Annotated in this window: 17 protein-coding genes and 4 pseudogenes; 14 read left to right on the forward strand and 7 right to left on the reverse strand. The window is 59.5% G+C overall.

Annotated elements, in window-relative coordinates:
* On the forward strand, positions 1 to 895 hold an 895-nt coding region (locus ACV1FX_RS35225; protein WP_473122138.1), incomplete at its 5' end, for a PAS domain-containing sensor histidine kinase.
* Positions 896 to 920: 25 nt separating this feature from the next.
* On the opposite strand, the gene ACV1FX_RS35230 is transcribed toward ACV1FX_RS35225, so the two are convergent.
* A complete protein-coding gene (locus tag ACV1FX_RS35230) occupies positions 921 to 1,088 on the reverse strand; it encodes a hypothetical protein (protein WP_473122139.1) in 168 nt (55 codons plus the stop codon).
* A 198-nt stretch (positions 1,089 to 1,286) separates the two neighbouring features.
* On the opposite strand from ACV1FX_RS35230, the gene ACV1FX_RS35235 reads away from it, so the two are divergent.
* Positions 1,287 to 1,793, forward strand: a complete 507-nt coding sequence (locus ACV1FX_RS35235) for a hypothetical protein (protein WP_473122140.1) — start codon at positions 1,287 to 1,289, stop codon at positions 1,791 to 1,793.
* Positions 1,794 to 3,098: 1,305 nt separating this feature from the next.
* Positions 3,099 to 4,088: pseudogene (locus ACV1FX_RS35240) on the forward strand (IS110 family RNA-guided transposase); the annotation flags it as partial.
* Between the two features lie 73 nt (positions 4,089 to 4,161).
* On the opposite strand, the gene ACV1FX_RS35245 reads toward ACV1FX_RS35240, so the two are convergent.
* The 3 genes from ACV1FX_RS35245 to ACV1FX_RS35255 form a co-directional block, all read right to left on the reverse strand.
* A complete protein-coding gene (locus ACV1FX_RS35245) occupies positions 4,162 to 4,827 on the reverse strand; it encodes a hypothetical protein (RefSeq protein ID WP_473122141.1) in 666 nt (221 codons plus the stop codon).
* Between the two features lie 157 nt (positions 4,828 to 4,984).
* Entirely contained in the window at positions 4,985 to 6,163 is a 1,179-nt protein-coding gene (locus tag ACV1FX_RS35250) for an aminotransferase class V-fold PLP-dependent enzyme (protein WP_473122142.1), read from the reverse strand.
* Positions 6,164 to 6,367: 204 nt separating this feature from the next.
* Positions 6,368 to 7,057, reverse strand: a complete 690-nt coding sequence (locus ACV1FX_RS35255) for an ArdC family protein (RefSeq protein WP_473122143.1) — start codon at positions 7,055 to 7,057, stop codon at positions 6,368 to 6,370.
* A 318-nt stretch (positions 7,058 to 7,375) separates the two neighbouring features.
* Here ACV1FX_RS35255 and ACV1FX_RS35260 point away from each other — a divergent pair.
* The 10 genes and pseudogenes from ACV1FX_RS35260 (at position 7,376) to ACV1FX_RS35305 (ending at position 16,115) form a co-directional block, all read left to right on the forward strand.
* Positions 7,376 to 8,415, forward strand: a pseudogene (locus ACV1FX_RS35260) (IS110 family RNA-guided transposase).
* Positions 8,416 to 8,866: 451 nt separating this feature from the next.
* The gene (locus ACV1FX_RS35265; RefSeq protein ID WP_473122144.1) at positions 8,867 to 9,211 is read left to right on the forward strand and encodes an ArsR/SmtB family transcription factor; all 345 of its coding nucleotides are present in this window, start codon (positions 8,867 to 8,869) and stop codon (positions 9,209 to 9,211) included.
* Positions 9,212 to 9,222: 11 nt separating this feature from the next.
* Positions 9,223 to 9,693, forward strand: a complete 471-nt coding sequence (locus ACV1FX_RS35270; RefSeq protein WP_473122145.1) for an ArsI/CadI family heavy metal resistance metalloenzyme — start codon at positions 9,223 to 9,225, stop codon at positions 9,691 to 9,693.
* 12 nt (positions 9,694 to 9,705) lie between these two features.
* A complete protein-coding gene (arsC, locus tag ACV1FX_RS35275) occupies positions 9,706 to 10,125 on the forward strand; it encodes an arsenate reductase (glutaredoxin) (RefSeq protein ID WP_473122146.1) in 420 nt (139 codons plus the stop codon).
* Positions 10,125 to 10,796 (forward strand): aquaporin, encoded by a 672-nt coding sequence (locus ACV1FX_RS35280; protein WP_473122147.1) that lies wholly within the window; start codon positions 10,125 to 10,127, stop codon positions 10,794 to 10,796. The genes arsC and ACV1FX_RS35280 overlap by 1 nt, the downstream gene beginning before the upstream one ends.
* Positions 10,797 to 11,461: 665 nt before the next feature.
* Complete coding sequence (locus tag ACV1FX_RS35285) at positions 11,462 to 11,650, forward strand: hypothetical protein (protein WP_473122148.1); 189 nt, start codon at positions 11,462 to 11,464, stop codon at positions 11,648 to 11,650.
* Between the two features lie 161 nt (positions 11,651 to 11,811).
* Positions 11,812 to 11,911 (forward strand): annotated as a pseudogene (locus ACV1FX_RS35290) (IS1 family transposase); the annotation flags it as partial.
* A 580-nt stretch (positions 11,912 to 12,491) separates the two neighbouring features.
* Complete coding sequence (locus ACV1FX_RS35295; protein ID WP_473122149.1) at positions 12,492 to 13,433, forward strand: M35 family metallo-endopeptidase; 942 nt, start codon at positions 12,492 to 12,494, stop codon at positions 13,431 to 13,433.
* On the forward strand, positions 13,430 to 13,942 hold the full coding sequence (locus tag ACV1FX_RS35300) for a hypothetical protein (RefSeq protein ID WP_473122150.1): 513 nt from the start codon (positions 13,430 to 13,432) through the stop codon (positions 13,940 to 13,942). The genes ACV1FX_RS35295 and ACV1FX_RS35300 overlap by 4 nt, the downstream gene beginning before the upstream one ends.
* 97 nt (positions 13,943 to 14,039) lie before the next feature.
* Positions 14,040 to 16,115, forward strand: a complete 2,076-nt coding sequence (locus tag ACV1FX_RS35305) for a hypothetical protein (RefSeq protein ID WP_473122151.1) — start codon at positions 14,040 to 14,042, stop codon at positions 16,113 to 16,115.
* Positions 16,116 to 16,557: 442 nt separating this feature from the next.
* Here ACV1FX_RS35305 and ACV1FX_RS35310 read toward each other — a convergent pair whose 3' ends face one another.
* Positions 16,558 to 16,902 carry a hypothetical protein gene (locus ACV1FX_RS35310; protein ID WP_473122152.1) on the reverse strand — a complete coding sequence of 115 codons (345 nt, stop codon included), beginning with the start codon at positions 16,900 to 16,902 and terminating at the stop codon, positions 16,558 to 16,560.
* 158 nt (positions 16,903 to 17,060) lie between these two features.
* On the opposite strand from ACV1FX_RS35310, the gene ACV1FX_RS35315 reads away from it, so the two are divergent.
* Positions 17,061 to 17,300 carry a hypothetical protein gene (locus ACV1FX_RS35315; protein ID WP_473122153.1) on the forward strand — a complete coding sequence of 80 codons (240 nt, stop codon included), beginning with the start codon at positions 17,061 to 17,063 and terminating at the stop codon, positions 17,298 to 17,300.
* Here the strand turns inward: ACV1FX_RS35315 and ACV1FX_RS35320 are convergent.
* Positions 17,297 to 17,437, reverse strand: coding sequence for an ArdC-like ssDNA-binding domain-containing protein (locus ACV1FX_RS35320; RefSeq protein ID WP_473122154.1), 141 nt, complete (start codon positions 17,435 to 17,437; stop codon positions 17,297 to 17,299). The two genes, ACV1FX_RS35315 and ACV1FX_RS35320, sit on opposite strands and share 4 nt — an antisense overlap.
* Before the next feature lie 201 nt (positions 17,438 to 17,638).
* Positions 17,639 to 19,296 (reverse strand): annotated as a pseudogene (locus ACV1FX_RS35325) (methyl-accepting chemotaxis protein).
* Positions 19,297 to 19,336: the final 40 nt, after the last annotated feature.

A 19,336-nucleotide genomic window follows, 5' to 3' on the forward strand; every position in this document is an offset into this window, starting at 1 on the left:
CCACCTGCCGTTCCGGGATTTCGAGCTGGCGCGGCCTACGCCGGACGGCGACAAGCGCTACGCGTCCATCTCCGGGCTGCCGGTCTTCGACAAAGCGGGGCACTTCGTTGGTTACCGCGGCGTTGCGCGGGACATCACTGAGCGCAAGCGCGCTGCCGAGGCCTTGCGGGAGGTGCAGAAGGAGCTAACGCACGCGAACCGCCTCGCCACCATGGGCGAGCTCACGGCCTCGATCGCCCATGAAGTGAGTCAGCCGATCGCCGCGGCATCGATGAATGCCGCTGCCGCCCTGCGATTCTTAGGTAGAAACCCGCCGGAGGTTGAGGGAGCCAGGCAAGTGCTCGGCTGCCTTGTGAACGACACCGATCGGGCCAGCGACATCATCGGCCGGATTCGCGATCTCGTCAAAAGAGCACCGCCACGGAAGGATCGTTTGGACATTAACGAGGCGATCCGGGACGTGATTGAGCTCAGCCGTAGCGAGGCGCTGAAGAATAGCATCTCGGTGCAGATAGAACCCGCGAAAAACCTGCCACTCGTCGATGGCGATCGCGTCCAATTGCAGCAAGTGGTCCTCAACCTGATTCTCAACGCTATCCAAGCGATGGGCCCGGTCGCGGACGGAAGCCGACAGATCGTCATCACCACCGCTGAGGTCGAGCCTGAAAGCGTTCAGGTCGCGGTGAAGGATTCGGGACCAGGATTGGTCCCCGGCAGTCTCGAGCGCGTCTTCGAGCCCTTCTACACGACCAAGCCCGGCGGTCTGGGAGTGGGACTTTCGATCTGTCGGTCGATTGTCGAAGCACATGGCGGTCGCTTGTGGGTGACCGCCAACGCGCCCCGTGGCGCGATCTTCCATTTCACGGTGCCTGCCCACCCGGGCAACGCGTCTTGATTTGGTTGCCGGACCTCTGATGTCATCATCGGTAGCGGATCTGATTCCAGCGATGGCCGAGCAGCGACAGAATGATGATCAGCCCGTTGAAGAACTGGACATAGAAGTCGCTCAGGCCGACGCCGACAATGCCGGCCTGGATGATGTCCGTAGGCTTATCCGAAACGCTGGCTTGGATCCCGGCCTCAGGCAAGCGATCCCGACGCCAATCAAAAGACTTGGCTGATCCATTAACGACGACATCCGTATGGACGGCTTAGGAAGAAAGCTGGCTTCGATGAAGTACAGGCAAGCACTCTTAAAGCGGAAGCGGCTTACGTATGTTTGTGGCGCAGCAATCATAATCTGTTCGATACGGCCCTCGCTCGCCGCGGATGCACCGGAAGCCGTCATGCAAGTGATGGGCTGCACGGCCGTGAACGACGACAAAGATCGCTTATTGTGCTTCGACAAAGCCGCCGCAACGCTCAAGGCCGCTGGCGTTCTCGTTGGACCGGAAACGGCGAACACCAAAGAAATCGTTACTAACTTCAGCCCTAACGATTTCAAGGTCGTTGATCCGGACGACCTTCATGTCGCCCCCGGAAAGTTCATTGGGAAGCCTATCGAGATTCGAAACGTGAGCTGCTTCTACGCCGATAGGGGCGATTATCGCTGTGCGTCTTCCCGCGGGATGACTACGGTAGTTTTCGCAAAGTCTATCGAACCAGCGGCGGAGCGGGAAGCATTGGAAAATGACTGCGGCACCATCAAGAGGATTGAGTCGCCCGCCTGCCGAAGGAATATTCGAATCGTTCCTGCCGACTACGCCGAAGATTCGCCCAGCGCCTTTGCGAAGCGCATTGTTGTGATGGTCAAGAGAATTGAAGTTCTACCGGCGTCCCGACCAAAGCGCTAAAGTCGCACCACGCGCGCCGCTAACTTCACGGGCACAACTACCAGAACTGGCCATCAGAAGTGGCTTGACGCCTGGGACCGGAAGCAGCGCGGGCGCGACTCGGCGCCGGATTCCAGCTTTGGGGAGCAATAGATCGGGCACTGTCCCTACCGCGTCCGCGCTGCCAATTGAGGTTTGCAGCGACGCGACTCGACCTTCTTCGTAGATAGCGCTGTCCCTACCGCGCGCCGCCGACCTCGACGGTTCTGTATTCGGGCTAGCTTTCCAAAAGCTGACGAGAGCCCGACGCAGTTCACAAAACGAAAAGTGGCCGCTTGCCGTCGAGACTGTCTCCGATGCGGCTTTTGACGATCATACATTCGATCGTCCCTAGGCGCGGAGCGCCACAGCGTCAGACTCACCTTCGTCGAAGCGGCATCATGCTTCCATTAACTCGCGCCGCTTCTTCGAAGCGTTCCCGCGCTTCTGCCGAAGGCGAAGCAATTGAAGCGGCCCCACAGGGAGCCGCCGCATACAAGGACGTGTCGGACATCGTGTGGGCGCCCCCTACGGTAACACCACAATTCGGTCCGAACGGCGCTGCCTGGCCTTCTCGATCGCAGCTCGACATGCGGAGGGGAAGGTCAGTGCAGCGGTTGTGACTTCATAGTCCTCGACTGTATTGCTGGGCGAGACGATTCGGAAGCGCCATTTGCGCCTCCCACTTGGCTTCTTACCGTGTTCGCGCTCCCACAGCGGAGTATCGAAGCGCATCTGTGCCCTAACGAACGTACTTTCTAGCCTGAAACGTCGTCATGCCAGCGGCCACTGCGCTCGACACTGCTTTGCCGTCCAGCGCGCCACGTGCGATCTGGCCGCCATCGCTCGCTACGTTCCAAAAGTATGACGCATCCTTTGGCTGGTATGTGTCGCGCTCGCCGTCGATGAGTTGATGGGGACCCTCATAGCGCCTCGGGTCGCCACCGTCTCCGGCCCATGCTTCTCCTTGAAGGTTTCCCATGCTGCCCGGAATCGCTCCTTGGCCTCATCGAGGGTTGAAGCATCGTCGAACGGTGGGCCGGTGATCACAACTACCAGAGCCAGAGCGCGGGCGCGCGATCGGCGGCACGACGGATGCGGCCGATCATCTGGCCGTTCTCGAAGACAAGGAAGTCGTCGCGGGTGATCGCGCGGAGCGAGAGCATGTCTAGATGCCGTAATGGGCCGGCCTTCGCGAGGCTAGCCAGGTTAGGTGGCTGTCCCTCAGAATGATGATGTTGAAACGGAGTCCGAATGATCGGCTCCAGGCATCAAGTGAGAACAGCCATGGACTATTATGCGGGGATCGACGTGTCTTTGAAAGAGAGCAGCATCTGCGTTGTTGACGGGACTGGCAAGGTCGTCCGCGAGGTCAAGGTCGCCAGCGAGCCTGAGGTGCTTATTGGCTATTTCGACGAGCTGGAATTACCTGTCAGCCGCATTGGGCGCGAAGCAGGGCCGTTGTCGCAGTGGCTGCATGCCGGGCTTGTGGCCGGCAGACGCGATGCGGTTTTGCTCGAGACACGGCATGTGAAAGCAGCACTCTCAGCCATGACCGTCAAGACCGACCGGAAGGATGCCCGCGGGATCGCTCAGTTGCTGCGGATGGGCTGGTACCGTCCGGTTCACGCGAAATCGGTGCCTTGCAAGGACACCCGCGCCCTTCTCATTGGGCGCAAGCTTCTGCAAGGCAAGCTTCTCGACGTCGAACTCAGCATCCGCGGGATTTTGCGTGGCTATGGGCTGAAGGTCGGCGAAGTGAGCCGTGGACGGTTTGAAGCGCGCATTCGGGAATTGACAGCGGGGCACGTGACCCTGGAAACGGTGATTGGCGCGATGCTCGCTGCTAGGATGGCATTGTGGAACGAGTTCACGAGGCTGCATCGCGAGATGCTGAAGATCGCGCGGGCCGACAAAGTTTGCCGGCGATTGATGAGCACACCTGGTGTCGGTGCTTTGGTCGCCCTGACATACCGCTCGGCGGTAGATGATCCATCGCGGTTCGTAAAATCCAGTACGATCGGCGCCTACTTCGGGCTCACGCCGAAAAAATATCAGTCGGGTGAGACCGACCGGGACGGCGTCATCAGTAAGGTCGGCGACGCCATGGTGCGCACCGCGCTCTTTGAAGCGGCGCATATCATGCTGACGCGTGCGACACGCTTCTCGAGCCTGAAGCGCTGGGCACTCGAGGTTGCGCGACGGCGCGGCATGAAGCGCGCCAAAGTGGCCCTTGCTCGCAAGTTGGGCGCTGCTCTCTTTCAAAGACACGTCGATCCCCGCATAATAGTCCATGGCTGTTCCTCACTTGATGCCTGGAGCCGATCATTCGGACTCCGTTTCAACATCATCATTCTGAGGGACAGCCACCTAACCTGGCTAGCCTCGCGAAGGCCGGCCCATTACGGCATCTAGGCAGGCTCAGCGCAAGGTTGGTCGGCGTGGTTCCGCAGCTGAACAGATATTGGAGGAAGGTGCGGACATGGGTCGTAATTGTTTTGTCGCGACGTGCGCCTGCGAGCACGTGTTCGATGAAGCCAATTGCATCGGCTGGACGCAAGCTAGCCAAATCGATCATCATCTCGCCGAAGCAATAGTCAAGGAACCGGTTCGCAAAGCGCAGCGTGTGGTAGATTGTCCGCGGGCTGAGGCCCCGCTGCTTGACGAGATAGGTCTCGAAGCTGCTCAGTAATTTGGCCCGCTCCGCCTGAGCAGGTGTCAGCGGCGGGATAGCGGCCACGCCAATTTCGACCAGGTGCGCGACGAAGCACCGAACAAGATTGCAAACCTTGATGGTGCATTTTGGGGCGGTTGGTACGCGCTGCGCCAACTCAGCAGCAAGGTTTGGTGTCAGTGAGGATGGCGCAATACCCTCAGCGTCGAGCAGGCGTCCAAAGCGACGCAGCAGGCAGCGGCAATTCGCGAGAGTATCGGGCTTATAGTTATTGGAGGAAAGACTTTCCTCGAATGATGCCAAGTACGGGTCGAAGCAGGTGGCTTGATCAGATATGTGCATTCTTGTGCTCCATGGTTTTGGAGCGACAACTTCACGTTAAATCCGTATCTGTTTTCCGACTTTTTGCTCTCCCTCCAAAGCCCATCGGCAAGAAACGACCCCATCTCAGAAGTTCACAGTGGAAAGCTGAGTTGCCAAAAGCAGCCATCACCCTCCATCAAGTGGGAATAAGGCTGGACACTATTTCCACGAAACGTTCGATCTCCTTTTCCGTGTTGAAGTAGTGCACGGAGGCGCGAACCAGCGAGGAGAGCCCCCGCCCGCCAAGATCAAGCCGGGCATAGGGCACGCCGGACACCGAGACGTTGATCTGCTGGGCTCTCAGGCGCTCGGCAATGTTCTGCGGTTCGAGACCTTGCTTCTGGAAGGTGACGATGCCGCACTTCGTCCGCCCGAGGTCATGAACGGAAACACCCGTCTCACCGCAAAGAGCATCCCGAAGCGTGGCGGCCAAGGACGACACGCGCTGTTCGATCACCGCGATGCCGATGCTCCGCGCATATCGGACAGCAGTCATGAGACCGACGCGGCCGCCGACATAGCTTTCCCAGTTCTCGAAACGCTTTGCGCCCGCCGCCAGCTCGTACTGATCATTGGTCGTCCAGTTGGCCGACAGAAGGTCGATAAATGGCGGGTCGAGTTTTTCGACAATGGCGTTGCTGACATAGAGAAAGCCGGTGCCGCGCGGCCCCCGCAGAAATTTGCGGCCGGTGCCGGAAAGGATGTCGCAACCAATGGCCTTCACATCCACCTCAAGCTGGCCGACTGACTGGCATGCATCAAGCAGGTAAAGGATGTTGTGCTTCTTGGCGACTTGGCCAACTGCGGCTGCCGGGTTCACCAGCCCACCCTGTGTTGGGACATGCGTGATGGCGATAAGCTTTGTGGCGGGCCTGATCAGAGTTTCGAGCGCAGCGACATCGAGTTGTCCGTTCTCGTCGGAAGGCGCTATGTCAATCTCGATCCCACGTCTTTTGGCCTGATGCAGAAATGCCAGGAAGTTCGACGCATATTCTGAACCGTGTGTAATGACCCGGTCGCCCGATTGGAGGGGGAGAGCATAGAACGCCATATCCCACGCACGAGTGGCGTTTTCGACAAAGGCGATTTCATCCGGCCTGGCATTCAAAAGGGCCGCGAATTCGCTGTAAAATGCCTGCAAATCGTCTGCTAGGCGCCGCTCGGCTTCGTAGCCGCCCACGCCGTTTTCTAGATCCAACACGCCCTTGACCGCCTCGTAGACCTGACGAGGCATTAATGAAGCCCCCGCATTGTTAAAATGCAGCACTTGCTCGCAAGCGGGGGTATCCGCCCTCACCTTGTCGATATCGATCATGTGGCAAACTCCCTCGAAGATGACGGCACATTTAGTAGCCCACGTTTGGCTCATCAAGCCGGGAAGCTCCCGGTTGGAACAGTGCAAAGCAATTGAGCGTAATGGCTGCTTTTGCCAACAACACTCAAAAGCACGACCGTCAGCTTACCACCCCATTTCTGCCGGGTTAGAGGCGACCAAACTCGCTGTGCGTAATAAATCCGATTATGCCGAGCTGACGAACGGCCAGAACCAGCTCTGACAGCCGCCAACGTTGGTCATCGGCATAATTCGGGTTACGGCACTATGCGTACATTCGTGCGCGAGCGTCGCATAGTAACTGATTGCATCACAAAAGAAATCGATGCAGGGCATGTGAATATTGTCGGTCGACGGCACATAGCAGGCGCGGCTGCCACCATGGACAATGTTCGCGCCAGTTGCCGCAAAGAACGCTTCAGCGTGAGCAATGCGCTCGACAGTCGCGCTCGGCTTTTCCGGCTGGCTGTAGAAATGCTGCGGCAAGCCTTCAATCTGCTCAATAAACACAGCGTACCCCTTCATGAAGGGATTGGCGCGTTCGGCTTCGTCGCCGGTCTCGGCGTCGGTTTCCTTGCGAATGATCTTGTTGGCGTAGACCACAAGCGTAGCGCTCTCGCCTTTGCGGACATGCGCGCCGAGCTCTAAGGCCTGCTTGAATGTCATCCAGATGGGGGCGCCGTAGCCGTGATCGATGGCGGCGGACCACAGCATCAGAACATTGATGCCCTGATAGGGAATGCCGTTGCCGCGCAGGGGCCGCGAGATGCGACCAGCGGCATGCTCGGCTTTCCATGGCTGGTGCCATGGGCGAACGCCTTTCTTAAGTGCAGACACGATCTCATCGGTGATCTTCTGATAGACATCGGTTTTCATTGTGCTGCCTTTTTTGCCGGTTGCGCATGCAACCGGAACTAGGCCAGCGCCAATGAGCGGGGGGCGGCCGTCACAGCCCGGAAAACGAGCGGGGCTGGTGCGGGCCGGAGCGCAGCGACTACACGGCCCGCCGTTTTCCGCCCCATGGCTTGATGGGGCCTGGGCTTGACGGTCGGGGGGCCGCAGGCCCTGAAGCATCTAATGAAATGAAGTCAGCCGCAGGCTGTCTGGCTATATTGCGGGAGCTAGGGTAATCCGATCCCAGCCAGCCTTCGCTACCCTGCTGGGACTGATTCGGCCCAGCAAGGGAGACGCAACATGGCTTTGTTTGTCGGACTGGATGTTTCGCTCAAGACCACTTCAATTTGTGTCGTCGAGGCGGACGGCTCGCCGGTATGGGAAGGCAAAGCCGAAAGCGAACCGACCGCGCTTGTTAAAGCCCTGATAGGATGGCGTGAGAAGATCGCGCTGGTTTCGGCATCGAGGCTTGCCCTTTGTCAGAATGGCTCTACGGCGCGCTGGTCGAGAGTGGTTTTGAGACTGTGTGTATCGAAACGCGTCACGCTCAGCGTTTCCTATCCTCTCGGCCAAACAAGACGGATCGTAGCGATGCGCGCGGCATTGCCGAGATGATGCGGCTTGGCCACTACCGGCCGGTGCACGTTAAGAGCAAGGCTTCGCAGATCTTGAGGACTGTCTTGATTGCCCGTCGGAAGTTCGTCGATCATATGCTCGCGATCGAAGACACCATTCGCGGCCTATTGAAGGTGCATGGCCTCAAGTTGGGGCTTGTGCATCGTGTCCGCTTCGCCGCCAAGGTCGAAGCGATGCTTGCTGATGCGTCAGAGTTGCGATTGGCAATTGAACCCTTGCTTGAGGTACGCAATGCTATGCGGGTGAAGAAGGCTCTCTTGGACCGTCAGCTTTCGCAAATGGCACGCGAAGACGAGGTCTGCAGGCGCTTGATGACAGTCTCGGGCGTGGGTCCAATCGTCAGCCTGTCCTTCAAGGCAACGATTGACGATCCCAGGCGCTTCAAAGATTCCAGGGCTGTAGCGGCACACTTGGGGCTGACACCTCGTGTTTATCAGTCTGGTGAGATGGACCGGTCTGGAAATATCAGTAAGTGCGGTGACAAGATGATGCGTCACGCTCTTTACGAGGCAGCCAACTCGCATCTACGGATTGCGAGGAAGTGGTCGGCTCTGCGAGCTTGGGGCGTGAAGCTCGCCAAACGCGTAGGCGCGAAGAAGGCGTGCGTCGCCGTGGCCAGAAAGCTGGCTATCATCATGCATCGTATGTGGTCGGCTGGCACGGACTTCCGCTTCGGTCAGCCGCCCGCCCCGCGCACGACTTAAGGATCGTTCCGGCGTAGCGGTCTGCTCTGCCAAGGACGTGGGGAAGGTCAGTCCGTTTCGATCCCTGTGCGGATTCAAGCACGTGCTGTGAGCTTGGACGACCTCGCCTCGCCGGACCCCATCATGGAGCGAGCCAGTTTGGCCGACTCCGAACAGAAGCGCGGACCAGGCAGAAGCAGTAAGCGGCAACGATCGTTACCCAAAGGGCGGAGACGCTTCGCGGCTCCGGTCGCAGGCGTATGCCTGCGAGTAGAGCGTGACCGACGGGACGGCGGGCCGCCAGGGCTGTCGCTGGCAACCAAGGGCTATGCAGCTTCGATTGGCGAAACGCCGAGCGCGACCATGCTGCGAGGCTGCCGACGCCGCCACGACCGTCAGCCTGCGTCCCTCCAATGATCGCTCAAATGGAATATCCTTGACGCTTCTGCATCATTTCTATATTCGTTGAAATATGGAAACGACAGATGCTGTCACGGCGCTTTCCGCGCTCGCGCAGGACAATCGGCTCGATGTATTCCGACTGCTGGTTCAAGCGGGTCCCGAGGGCATGCCGGCAGGCGCAGTCGCCGAGGCGCTCGATCTTGCTCCCAACACACTGACCTTTCATTTCGACCGGCTGCGGATGGCGGGTCTCGTGACCGTCCGTCGCGAAGGCCGCTCGATGATCTATGCCGCGCAGTTCAAGACTATGAACGCCTTACTCGGCTTTCTTACAGAAAACTGCTGCGGCGGGGTCTCCTGCGCGCCCGCCGTGGCCTGCAAGCCCGCGCGCAAGCGCACCAAAATCCCGGCCTGAAAGGACACGCCATGAAGCGCCTCCATGTTCACGTCTCCGTCGAGGATATCTCCCGCTCCGTCGGGTTCTACTCCACGCTGTTTGCAGCGCAGCCGACGGTGGTCAAATCCGACTATGCCAAGTGGATGCTGGAAGATCCGCGGGTCAATTTCGCGATCTCGACGCGTGGGCGTGAACCTGGCCTCGATCATCTCGGCATCCAGGTCGAGAACACCGACGAGCTTCACGAGGTCTATACCCGCATGCGCGAGGCCGGCGGCGACGTCATCGAGCAGGGCGAGACCACCTGCTGCTATGCCAAGTCGGAAAAATCCTGGATCGACGATCCCGCCGGTATCGCTTGGGAGACGTTTCACACGACCGGCGAAAGCACAGTGTATGGCGACGGCAGCGGCGAGAACCAAGCGCGCATCGCACATGACAAGGCCGCCGCATGCTGTTCACCTCAGGCCGCCACAAAACCCGCTTCCGTCTGCTGCTAGTGGACATACGCCATGGACGTCGTGATCTATCACAACCCCGATTGCGGCACCTCGCGCAACACTCTGGCGATGATCCGCAATGCCGGCATCGAGCCGCATGTCGTGGAATATTTGAAGACGCCGCCGTCGCGCCCGCTGCTCAAGCAGTTGATCATGCGGATGGGGATTTCTGTGCGTGATCTCCTGCGGGAGAAGGGTACTCCCTTCGCTGAACTCGGGCTCGACAACCCGAAACTCAGTGATGACGAAATGCTGGATGCGATGATGACACATCCGATCCTGATCAATCGTCCGATCGTGGTGACACCGAATGGCGTGCGGCTGTGCCGACCATCGGAAGTGGTGGTTGACCTATTGCCGCCGCAGCACGGCGTGTTCGTCAAGGAAGACGGCGAGCGCGTGGCTGACCCGCGCGGCCCGGCGGCGGCCTGATGCCCTCGCGTGGCCAGCGCCTCGCTGCCGAATGGCTCGGCACAGCCTTCCTGCTCGCCGCGGTGGTTGGCTCAGGCATCATGGCGCAGAAGCTCGCCGGCGGCAATGTTGCGCTGGCGTTACTCTGCAACACCATCCCGACCGGCGCGATCCTGGTGGTGCTGATCCTGATCTTTGGTCCGCTCTCCGGTGCGCATTTCAATCCCGCCGTCACGTTGGCCTTTGCGTGGCGCGGTGAAATGCCGTGGCCCACCGCGGGCCTTTACATCCTCGTGCAAATTTCCGGCGGCATTGTGGGTGTATGGCTTGCACACCTGATGTTCGAGCTACCGCTCTGGCAATCGTCGCTGACGGTCCGAACCGGAGCCGGGCAATGGCTGGCTGAGGGTGTTGCCACCTTCGGCCTGTTGCTGACGATCTTCGGCTGCGTCGCCCGCGCGCCGAGCGCCGTCCCCTATGCTGTCGGCCTTTACATCACCTCGGCCTATTGGTTCACGGCCTCGACGTCGTTTGCTAATCCTGCCGTCACCATCGCACGGTCGCTTTCGGACACATTCGCCGGCATTGCGCCCAGCGGTGTTCTGGCTTTCATTACCGCGCAACTGTTTGGTGCAGCCTTAGCGACGTTGCTATCAGGTTGGCTTTGGGGCTGGCAGACGAAGCTGGTCTAAACCCCCGGACTCCTGGCGAGAGAAAGAGCGGTGGAGAGTGCTCAGCTGGTGGCCCTGAGCCGTGCGCGCGTTAGATTCCCGCACACAACCTCGGCCTCGAGGGCCGGACTGATGAGGTTCTGGTCGTTATCGGACAGATGAGGATAGTAAGGGTTTGAACGCGGCGGGCCCCCTGCGACGGGAGCAGCACCGCCTTGGCGCTCTTCGGTCAAGTGCTGCTCAAAGTCCTCGTGCGCGACCTGGTCTACCTCCCTTGGGTGGCCGGCCCTACCTGATGTTGCGCCGTGTCAGCGTACGCCTGATGCCAACCTGGATCGAATGGATCAAAATTCTTCGGAACGAATGGATCGAAGTTGTTTGGGTCCACGCCAACCTCCCGCGTCCGAAGTTAGATCGTAACAAGTTCTCCACCTCAGCGCCAAAAGCGGGAGGAGGTGAATTGATCAGGATAGGGCGACAGTCCCGCACGATCGCGGGCGACGACTTCGATCCCTGGCCGGCGCTTCAGCCAGCTGCGCTGGAGTGGCTCCATTCACCGACAGGCCCACATTCACACAGATCGCAGAATTGCGGACCTACCAAAGCTGGGCGGCGGCGATCAGGGTGAGCACACTCCGTCTCGTCTTCTTCATCATCATCTGCACACCAAGGCGGATACGCTCATCATGGAATACAATCATCCGGCGGCGGGTCGCCTAAACTGCGTCGGACATCCCGTCACTTTCGTCGGAGACGAGCGCAGCCCCGGCCTGCCGCCGCCCATGCTCGGGCAACATACCGACGAGGTTCTGAAGGAATTGGGCCTTTCCGCACCGAGCATCGCAGAATTGCGCCGCGAGGAAATCGTCAGTTGATCGGAAGCAGAGCTTCCCGTTGATGCCACCTTCTCCCGCAAGGGGAAGTTTATTTCCGGGAAAAACGCAACACTCTCAATAACCAACCTCGCGAGTGTCCGTGAAGTGTCAGGAATAGCGCTTTTGCAGCCTTTTTAAGTATTTTTTTCGACACGCCGCCTGGCATGGGTTGCATGGGATTTGCATGACATCATGGTTGAGGTCCGCACCGAACGCCTTGAGTTGGACGAGCTATGGAGCTTCGTCGGCAAGAAGCAGAAGGGGAGTTTTGGCGGTGGTTGATGAACCCGCGACATTCCCGCTTTCGGCGGAGTTTCGGTTGGGCGTGGACCTAGTCAGCCAGTTGCCTGCCGACAATTGGAATACACCTAGCCCCGCCTTGAGGCCGTGGCCCACCTATTTGCCGGAGCAAAGTGTATACGCGCCTGCCACTCCAAATCTAGCAATGTACGTTCGAGGTTGGCAGCACGGCGACCAACCCGCGTCGGCCGAGCTCAGGGCCGCAATGCTCTCCAATGGAGTACTGCCGAGCGCGTTTCGTCCGCAAACAAATTTCATGATCGGTCACGTGAGCTACACAGCCACCTTCGGGCTATTGGGCAGACCAGACGACATCATCGTCCGCCAAACCGACACGTTATTGACAGACGAACGTAGCACCAGTCTTGATACTCGGTCTCCCCCAAGACTACTGGCTTCCGATATGGAGGAGTACATCACACTCGATGGGGACGTTCATGACTCTCTCAAGTCGGCGCGGCCTCACCCCCGGAGGCTCACGTCTGACGGGCAGGAACTCCAGGCAGTTGGCGCTTGGCCCGGCCTGATGGGGCGCCGAAAAATGAATCCTTATCCCGATGACGCCCACATCATCAATATCGACAGCTATATCAATGATAACCCGTTTTCGGTGATCAATCCCTCCGGCACCAACAGGGTCGAGGTACGCGGTACGCCTCAACAATTGCACAACTACGAAGACACTGTTGCAAGAGACCATGAAAGGGCGAATGGCTTCGTCCGCATCACCATCCAGAAGCTAGAAGCCTACTTGGATGCCCGCATGCGAAAAGACGTCGAGCGAGAGGTAAGACCGGCCTTGAGCCAATATTTTGGTGTCGCGGGCACTCGCAGACAGGACCTCGCCGACATCCGGGAAATCCTCGCAAGCTATAGGAAGGTGGCCACCTATCTCAATCGCGACAAGCCAGTAACACAAGGGCAGCGTTTCAAAGCGTGGTTCGTCGACGCTCCTCTGTACCGGATCCGGCCGAGATCCAACGACGCCACGCTGGCTTATGTCCGGGCCGGCCCAGTGTCCTGGCCGGACTGGCGTATCGTTCCAAGATCGTTGCGGTCCCGCTCGGTGAGCTCGGGATGGTCTGGTTTGGGTCTGTTTCTGGCAGGAGGGATGGCGTGCGAGCGTGGCTCGGCGTCGCTCCGTAGCACTGGGTCAGTTGAGGAACTGCGCGTAGAGGATGCCGGAGCAGTAGCTGCGTTATTCTTCGGCACCCTCACCATGGGAGTGATTGGTGGATCTTATGCCATGAATCACATCCGGCGCTTGCTCCCCGACAGCGGGATCAATCTGCATGAACGGCACTTCGCCAATTCCGACCGCCTCCGATCCGCAACCGTTGTGCATGAGGCAACACATCTGGTTTTGGGCACTGACGACCATGCCTATCATGACGAGCCAAGCTTCTGTCGCCTATCGACAACCCAATACATGACCAACGCCGATAGTTACGGCCTGTTCGCCGAAGAGGTCAGCCGCCGATGAGCCTTCCTTGGAACGCCGGCGACAGCATTCGATCCGAATTGCACTCCGGTTGCCGCCTCATCCCGGTCGATCCATCTGAACGAGCGGCGCTCGATCTGGAGCCTGGGACGAAACATGTGCTGATCGCGTGGCGCAAGAAGGGAGGGCGGCGCTTCGCCTATGACACGGCTCAGATCGAAACTCTCTTCATCGAGTTCCCCAAGCTTCCAATTCCCACCGCCGATTGGGCAGAGGTCGGCTGGACGAGGCTCGGTTTCCAGACCGGTAACCTAACCCTGTACTTCGCTTCGATTACCGCAAGCGGCCGCATCGAGGTGAGATGGGGCAGAGATTTTCTCACTCTCTTGCTGCATCGCCGCCGTGCCGAAATTTGCATCGATGCTCGTTTCACAGACCCGCTTGTCGACGATTTCCACACTGGCACCCTAGAGATCGACTGGACTTTCAGCGTGGATCTGCAGGCTTCCGCTATCCTCGCTTCGCGGACGACAGTGTCGCCCACCGATTGACCCTTAGCTCACAATCCGACGAAGAATATGCTCCAAACGCCTGCAAACAATGGTTGACTGATTACGCGCTGAGTAAGTTCTGAAGGAGGGATCGACGATGACGGACAGTCCGCCGCCCAAAAAGCAAAAGTACGGCTCATCCGGTAGCTCTGCCGCCCAGCCAGAACCGGGCCCCCACGACGTTGATGCGGCACTAATTGCTCTCTTCGCGAAGCAAGCCGGGAGAAGCGGCTTCGACAAACATTACGTGCTAGCGATGGGGCGCGGCGCGCGAAAGTTTAGCGCATGGCTTCGCAGGACTGAAAGGCTGCCACTGGCCGGTCGGTTGAGCCAGCTGGATGCCGATTTGCAGGCCTATACGACCGCGCTCAGCGTTTCCGACCGACGAACTCTTGATGTCACGTTGGAACACCTTCGAACTGTCGCTGCCGGAAGGGCGATCGTGCGTCTTACCCCCGGATTCAATGAGAGGTCTCTCGCCCGCAGGTTCTCTGACCGGCAGAAACAGCTCTTCGAAAGAGATGCGCAACTCATCTCAAGACTCGCAATAGAAACCGAAAGAGGCCGCAAAAAACACTACAGGGAGACGCTGGAAAGCGTAGCGAGTAGGTTCGGCGTCTGGCTTCGCCAGACTGGAAGGCAGCCAATGGCCGATCGGTTGAGCCAGCTGGATGCCGATTTGAAGGTCTATACGAGCACCCTCAAGCCTTCTTCGCCGCAACTTCTTTCGCTGGCGTTGGAACAGCTTCGAGCTGTCGTTGCCGGGAGGCCGGTCGGGCATCTTGTTACCAGCCGCGCTGGTCGCCCCATCGAAGCGATGTGTGCTGAGGATGAGAGGCTTATTTCGGACTTTAGGAAGGCACCCTTGCCTGTGCAACCAGGCACTGCCCGCAACTACGCTTCTGCTCTACGCGGATTCAGTAATTGGCTCCAGGCGCAAAAAAAGAGGTCGATAGCTAGCCGCCTGTACGACAATACGCTGACCCAGGATGCTGAACACTATATGAACCACCAGCTGCCGGCTGCGTTGGGGCACCTTCGAGAATTGTGCCGCGCGCAGGCGCAATCGAGCGCCGGGCCGGGCACTCAGTACATGGTTGTCGCGCCGGATGTGTCCACGAGCTATGAGCCGCGTCACGATGCTCAAGTTACCCCGGCCTCAGCTGTGCTTCGGCCATTATCGCCTGCCGGACGTGGGGAGCCATCCTCGGCGTGCGGCGGCTCGGCGGCGCCCGGCGCATCGTCGGAGGCTGCGGGATGGCGAGAGGTCTTCGGCGCCCTAGATGACTTCGACCTCGGTGAGGGCGATCAAGAACTGATCATTTCGCTTCTGGACGATGCAGCGGCCGAAGGCGCTCCGCAGCACGGCGCATCGCCGGAGGCTGCGGGATGGACAGATGACTTCGCCTACCGTGAGGGCGATCATGAACTGTTCAAGGCGTTTCTGGACGACGCGGCAGCCGAAGGCGCTCCGCAGCACGGCGCGTCGCAGGTACCTCCCCCGTTTGTGGGCGGCATCGACGATGCTTCGCCGCCGTGGGATCAAGCCACCGGACGATCTTCATTTGCCGGTACTTCGGAAGCGTCATCGAGTTTCGTCGCTCGCCTGTCGGCGTCCGATTTTCGAAGTGTGGTTGGTTTGGGGTGGCAGCACGGCAGCCAACCGGCTCCCCCCGAGCTGATCCGCGCCCTCGACGCACGCGGACTCCTGCCGGGGCCGTGTCGGCCGACACATCTGAGGATCTTTGATCGATCGTATTCGGCGCAGTGGGCAGCGACAGGAAGAAGCGAGGTCGCGACCTTAAATAATTTACTCGGCGGTGACGTTATGCTGATTCCGGAACCTGGGTTTGAACACCAGGGACCGGTGGAGGTGCGCCCCGGAACTGTTCCATCATTTGCGGTCGCGGCATCGTCCACGGCCGGTGCATCGTCCTCCGGGCAAGGCGGTTCGCAGGCACTGTACGGCCTTCCGGACATCGGAGAGTATGTTCCCCAGGACTTTGCTCACGGCGACCAATACTTCCCAGATGCCATGCTCTGTCTACTGCGCCAATGGGACCTCCTGCCGACCGACGTTGAGCCCACGAGAGCGTTTGCCATCAGGAACGAGATCTACACGGCGCAGTGGTATGATGAGAGCCTATATCTCAAGCATCACGCTCGTCGCTGAACAATCCGACTGGCTGCAAGATGTGAGTCTGTGAGCCCGGGCCTTGCAATGCCGAAGGGGCTGCCCGCCGGCCAATAGTCTCTCGGCGATCGGCCGAGAGTGCAACGACTCAAGCCGGCGTGCGCCATGACCGGAACGATGCGCCATGGTTCATCGAGGGGCCAATCGATGGCGTGAGCTTCCGTACCTACATCGAGAAGTTCTCCTGCCGACCCTTAGGAGAGATGGCAAGGCACGCGAGAGCGGACAGAAGCATTGGGCGATAGCCACCGCGTGGACGGTCTGAGCCCGCGGAGCGGATGGGGTGTCTGCTTGGCAACGACAGGGATGTCCGCCCGCAACTCTCAGGCTGGCGACGGTGACGGACAAGTTGGGCCAGTTGGATGAGGCGTGGGACTGCGGCCCATGGTCGACGCCGCGAAGGGCAGCACCGCGCGCTATGCTACCATTTCCATGTATCGGGGCTCGTGGCGGTAACAAGCACCCCGATTCCGTAGCGGCTGATGGTTACGACGGCATAGGTGTCGCCATCGTAACAGTTCAGCTGGTACTCCCTGAACCGTTCCGACCAGCGCCAATAATCCCGGTTACCGCTCGACGGGAAAAACTGCTTTCGCGGCGAACCCCTGCCGGGCTCAAGACCATTGACATCGAGCTTGATCTCGTTGCCGCCGCTTCTCCACCAAACGTGCCCCTTCAGCTTTTCATCGGTCAGATTCACCACAAAGAATTCGTGCCGTCCTCCGCCCTTCATTGCTCCCTTTTCGCCTTTTCCTTCCTTACTCATCACCGGCCCTCGCGAACGGCAGATTCGGCGGAGTCTGCTGACGTGATCCCACCGTCTCAACTATCTGATCTGGTGGGCCGGCAGTCACATCCGGCCCGCAGTTCGCGGATAGCCTTCGGGCATCTTGGTGAGCTGGTTGGAGCTAGTTGGAACGGACAATGCGTATGTCGGTGCGTGCACGCAGATTGCGGGCGGAAGAGTTCCGGCGGCTCGAGCGGGGTTACCTGCAACAGGCCGAGCGTTCGCCGGGAGGGCTCGAACAAGACAGCTTGCTCAATCTCGCTCGGGGTTTCGGATATGCGGCCGAGCAAATCGAGAAACGCGCGGTGATCGGTAAGACAGTGGTTCTCTGCGCCATCGCCGCGCTCGCACTCCTTGCCGTGCTGTACATTCCTTAGGTTGCTCCTGCGTGCGGCCAGGGCATCAGCCATGGTCCCGCACCGGCCTCGATCGCTGCGACGATGCGGTCGGTGAGATGCTGGTGAATATCGAAGCGTTCCTTGCTGTCGTCCGCCGCTATTGTCGGCGCTGACATGCTAATAGGGAATGAGCCATCCGGGAGCGGCTCGGCACCAACCCGGTGATCTATTCTTATTGCGAAGCAGTGTTGCTCACATTCTCGAGCCGCGCCGCAGCAAGGACGGCTTGGCGGCGTGCAATATTCCTGGCATTGCTCTCATATGATATCGACGATGAAACGGATGGGCCTTCTGATCTTCCAATGCCTCACGATCGCTCACACGGCAAGCTCCGCCGCCGCGCGTTGCATATTGGAGGACATGTCGCCGGACACGACAGTCTGCTCCTCAATCGCGTCGGCGCTGCTCGCCACGAACTGGCTGACGCTATCGATCGCGGACCGGACGCCGTTCAGGGCGGAGACAACCTCCTCGGCAATGGCGTTCAAGGAGGTGATCTCGTTCGATATTCTGGTGGTGGCTTGCTTGGCTTGGTCGGCCAGGTTCCTGACCTCGCCTGTGACCACCGCAAAACCAGCTCCGGCTTCACCGGCCAGCGCACATTCGATCCTCGCATTCAAGGCGAGCAGGTTGATCTGGCCGGTGATGTCTCCGATCAGCTCGACGATGCCCTCCATGGCGTGTGCCGCCGCGTTCAGGCGGTCCGCCTGAGTATTGGCCGACTTCACTCGGTTGACAGCAAGATTTGCTGCCTCCTTCGATTTAGCCATGGTTTCGGAAATTGTGCGGATCGACGTGCGCATCTCCTCGCTGCCGGCCGCAACGGATTCGATCAACGAGCGAGCGCGCTCCGCACGCCGTCGAGCGAGAGCCGCCTCGGTGACATCAGCGGCATATTTGACCACCTTATATGGCTTGCCATTGTGGTCGAGAATTGGGTTGTAGGACGCCTGGATATAGATTTCTTTCCCGTTACGACCGACGCGCCGGTATTCGCCGGTCTGGTATTCGCCGCGGTTGAGACGCGCCCAGAAGTCCCGATAGGCTGCGCTGTTGCGCTCGTCGACCGTCACGAACAGGCTGTGGTGCTTGCCCTGGATCTCGCTCAGCGAATATCCCACCGCCTTGAGGAAGTTCTCGTTGGCGGTGATGATTGCGCCATCCATGCCGAATTCGATGACGGCCTGCGACCTGCCGATCGCGTCGATCTGTCCCGACGTGTCAGTTGCCTTCAGCTTTTGGCTAGTTATATCAGTGGCAAATGTGACCACCGCAAAGGGCGTCCCCTCTTCGTCGAGAACGGGATTGCAGGTTGCCAGCATCCATACTTCCCGGCCGCCCTTGGCAATTCGCCGGAATTGCCCGGCCTGGCATTCGCCGCGGTTAAGCCGCGTCCGGAATTCCTGGTAGCTGGCGCAATCGCGCTCGGCCGGATCGACGAACATGCTGTGGTGCCTGCCTTCGATTTCGGCGAGCGTGTATCCCATGGCGCGGAGGAAGTGTTCGTTCGCGCGCTCGATCGTCCCGTCGAGCTTGAAAGAGATCACGGCCTGCGAGCGGTCGATGGCCGCGACCGGCTGGCATCCTCCATGCTGCGCATCATCCGCGCGGTGATGTCGGTTGCAAATTCGATGACCTTCGAGGGCCGTCCCGCAGCATCGAGGATCGGATTATAGCAGGCCCGTATCCAGACCTTTGCGCCGCCTTTTGCGACGCGCTCGTATTCGGCGGCCAGGCATTCACCGCGGTTAAGCCGGGCCCAGAACTCGCGATAGCGGGTCGAGTCTCGCTCATCTGCGTCGACGAACATGCGGTGATGGTGGCCCTGGATCTCCGACAGGGCGTATCCCATCATTTTCAGGAACTTTTGGTTGGCCGTAATGACCGTCCCGTCCATCTGGAATTCGCTGACGGCCTGCGACCGGTCGATGGCGGCGGCCTTCTCCAATTCACCCTGTTTGAAAAGTCCGAACATTCTTTGATGTCTCCTGCAATTTTCCTCAGGCTTCGAGGAG

The organism is Bradyrhizobium ingae (genome assembly GCF_055791185.1).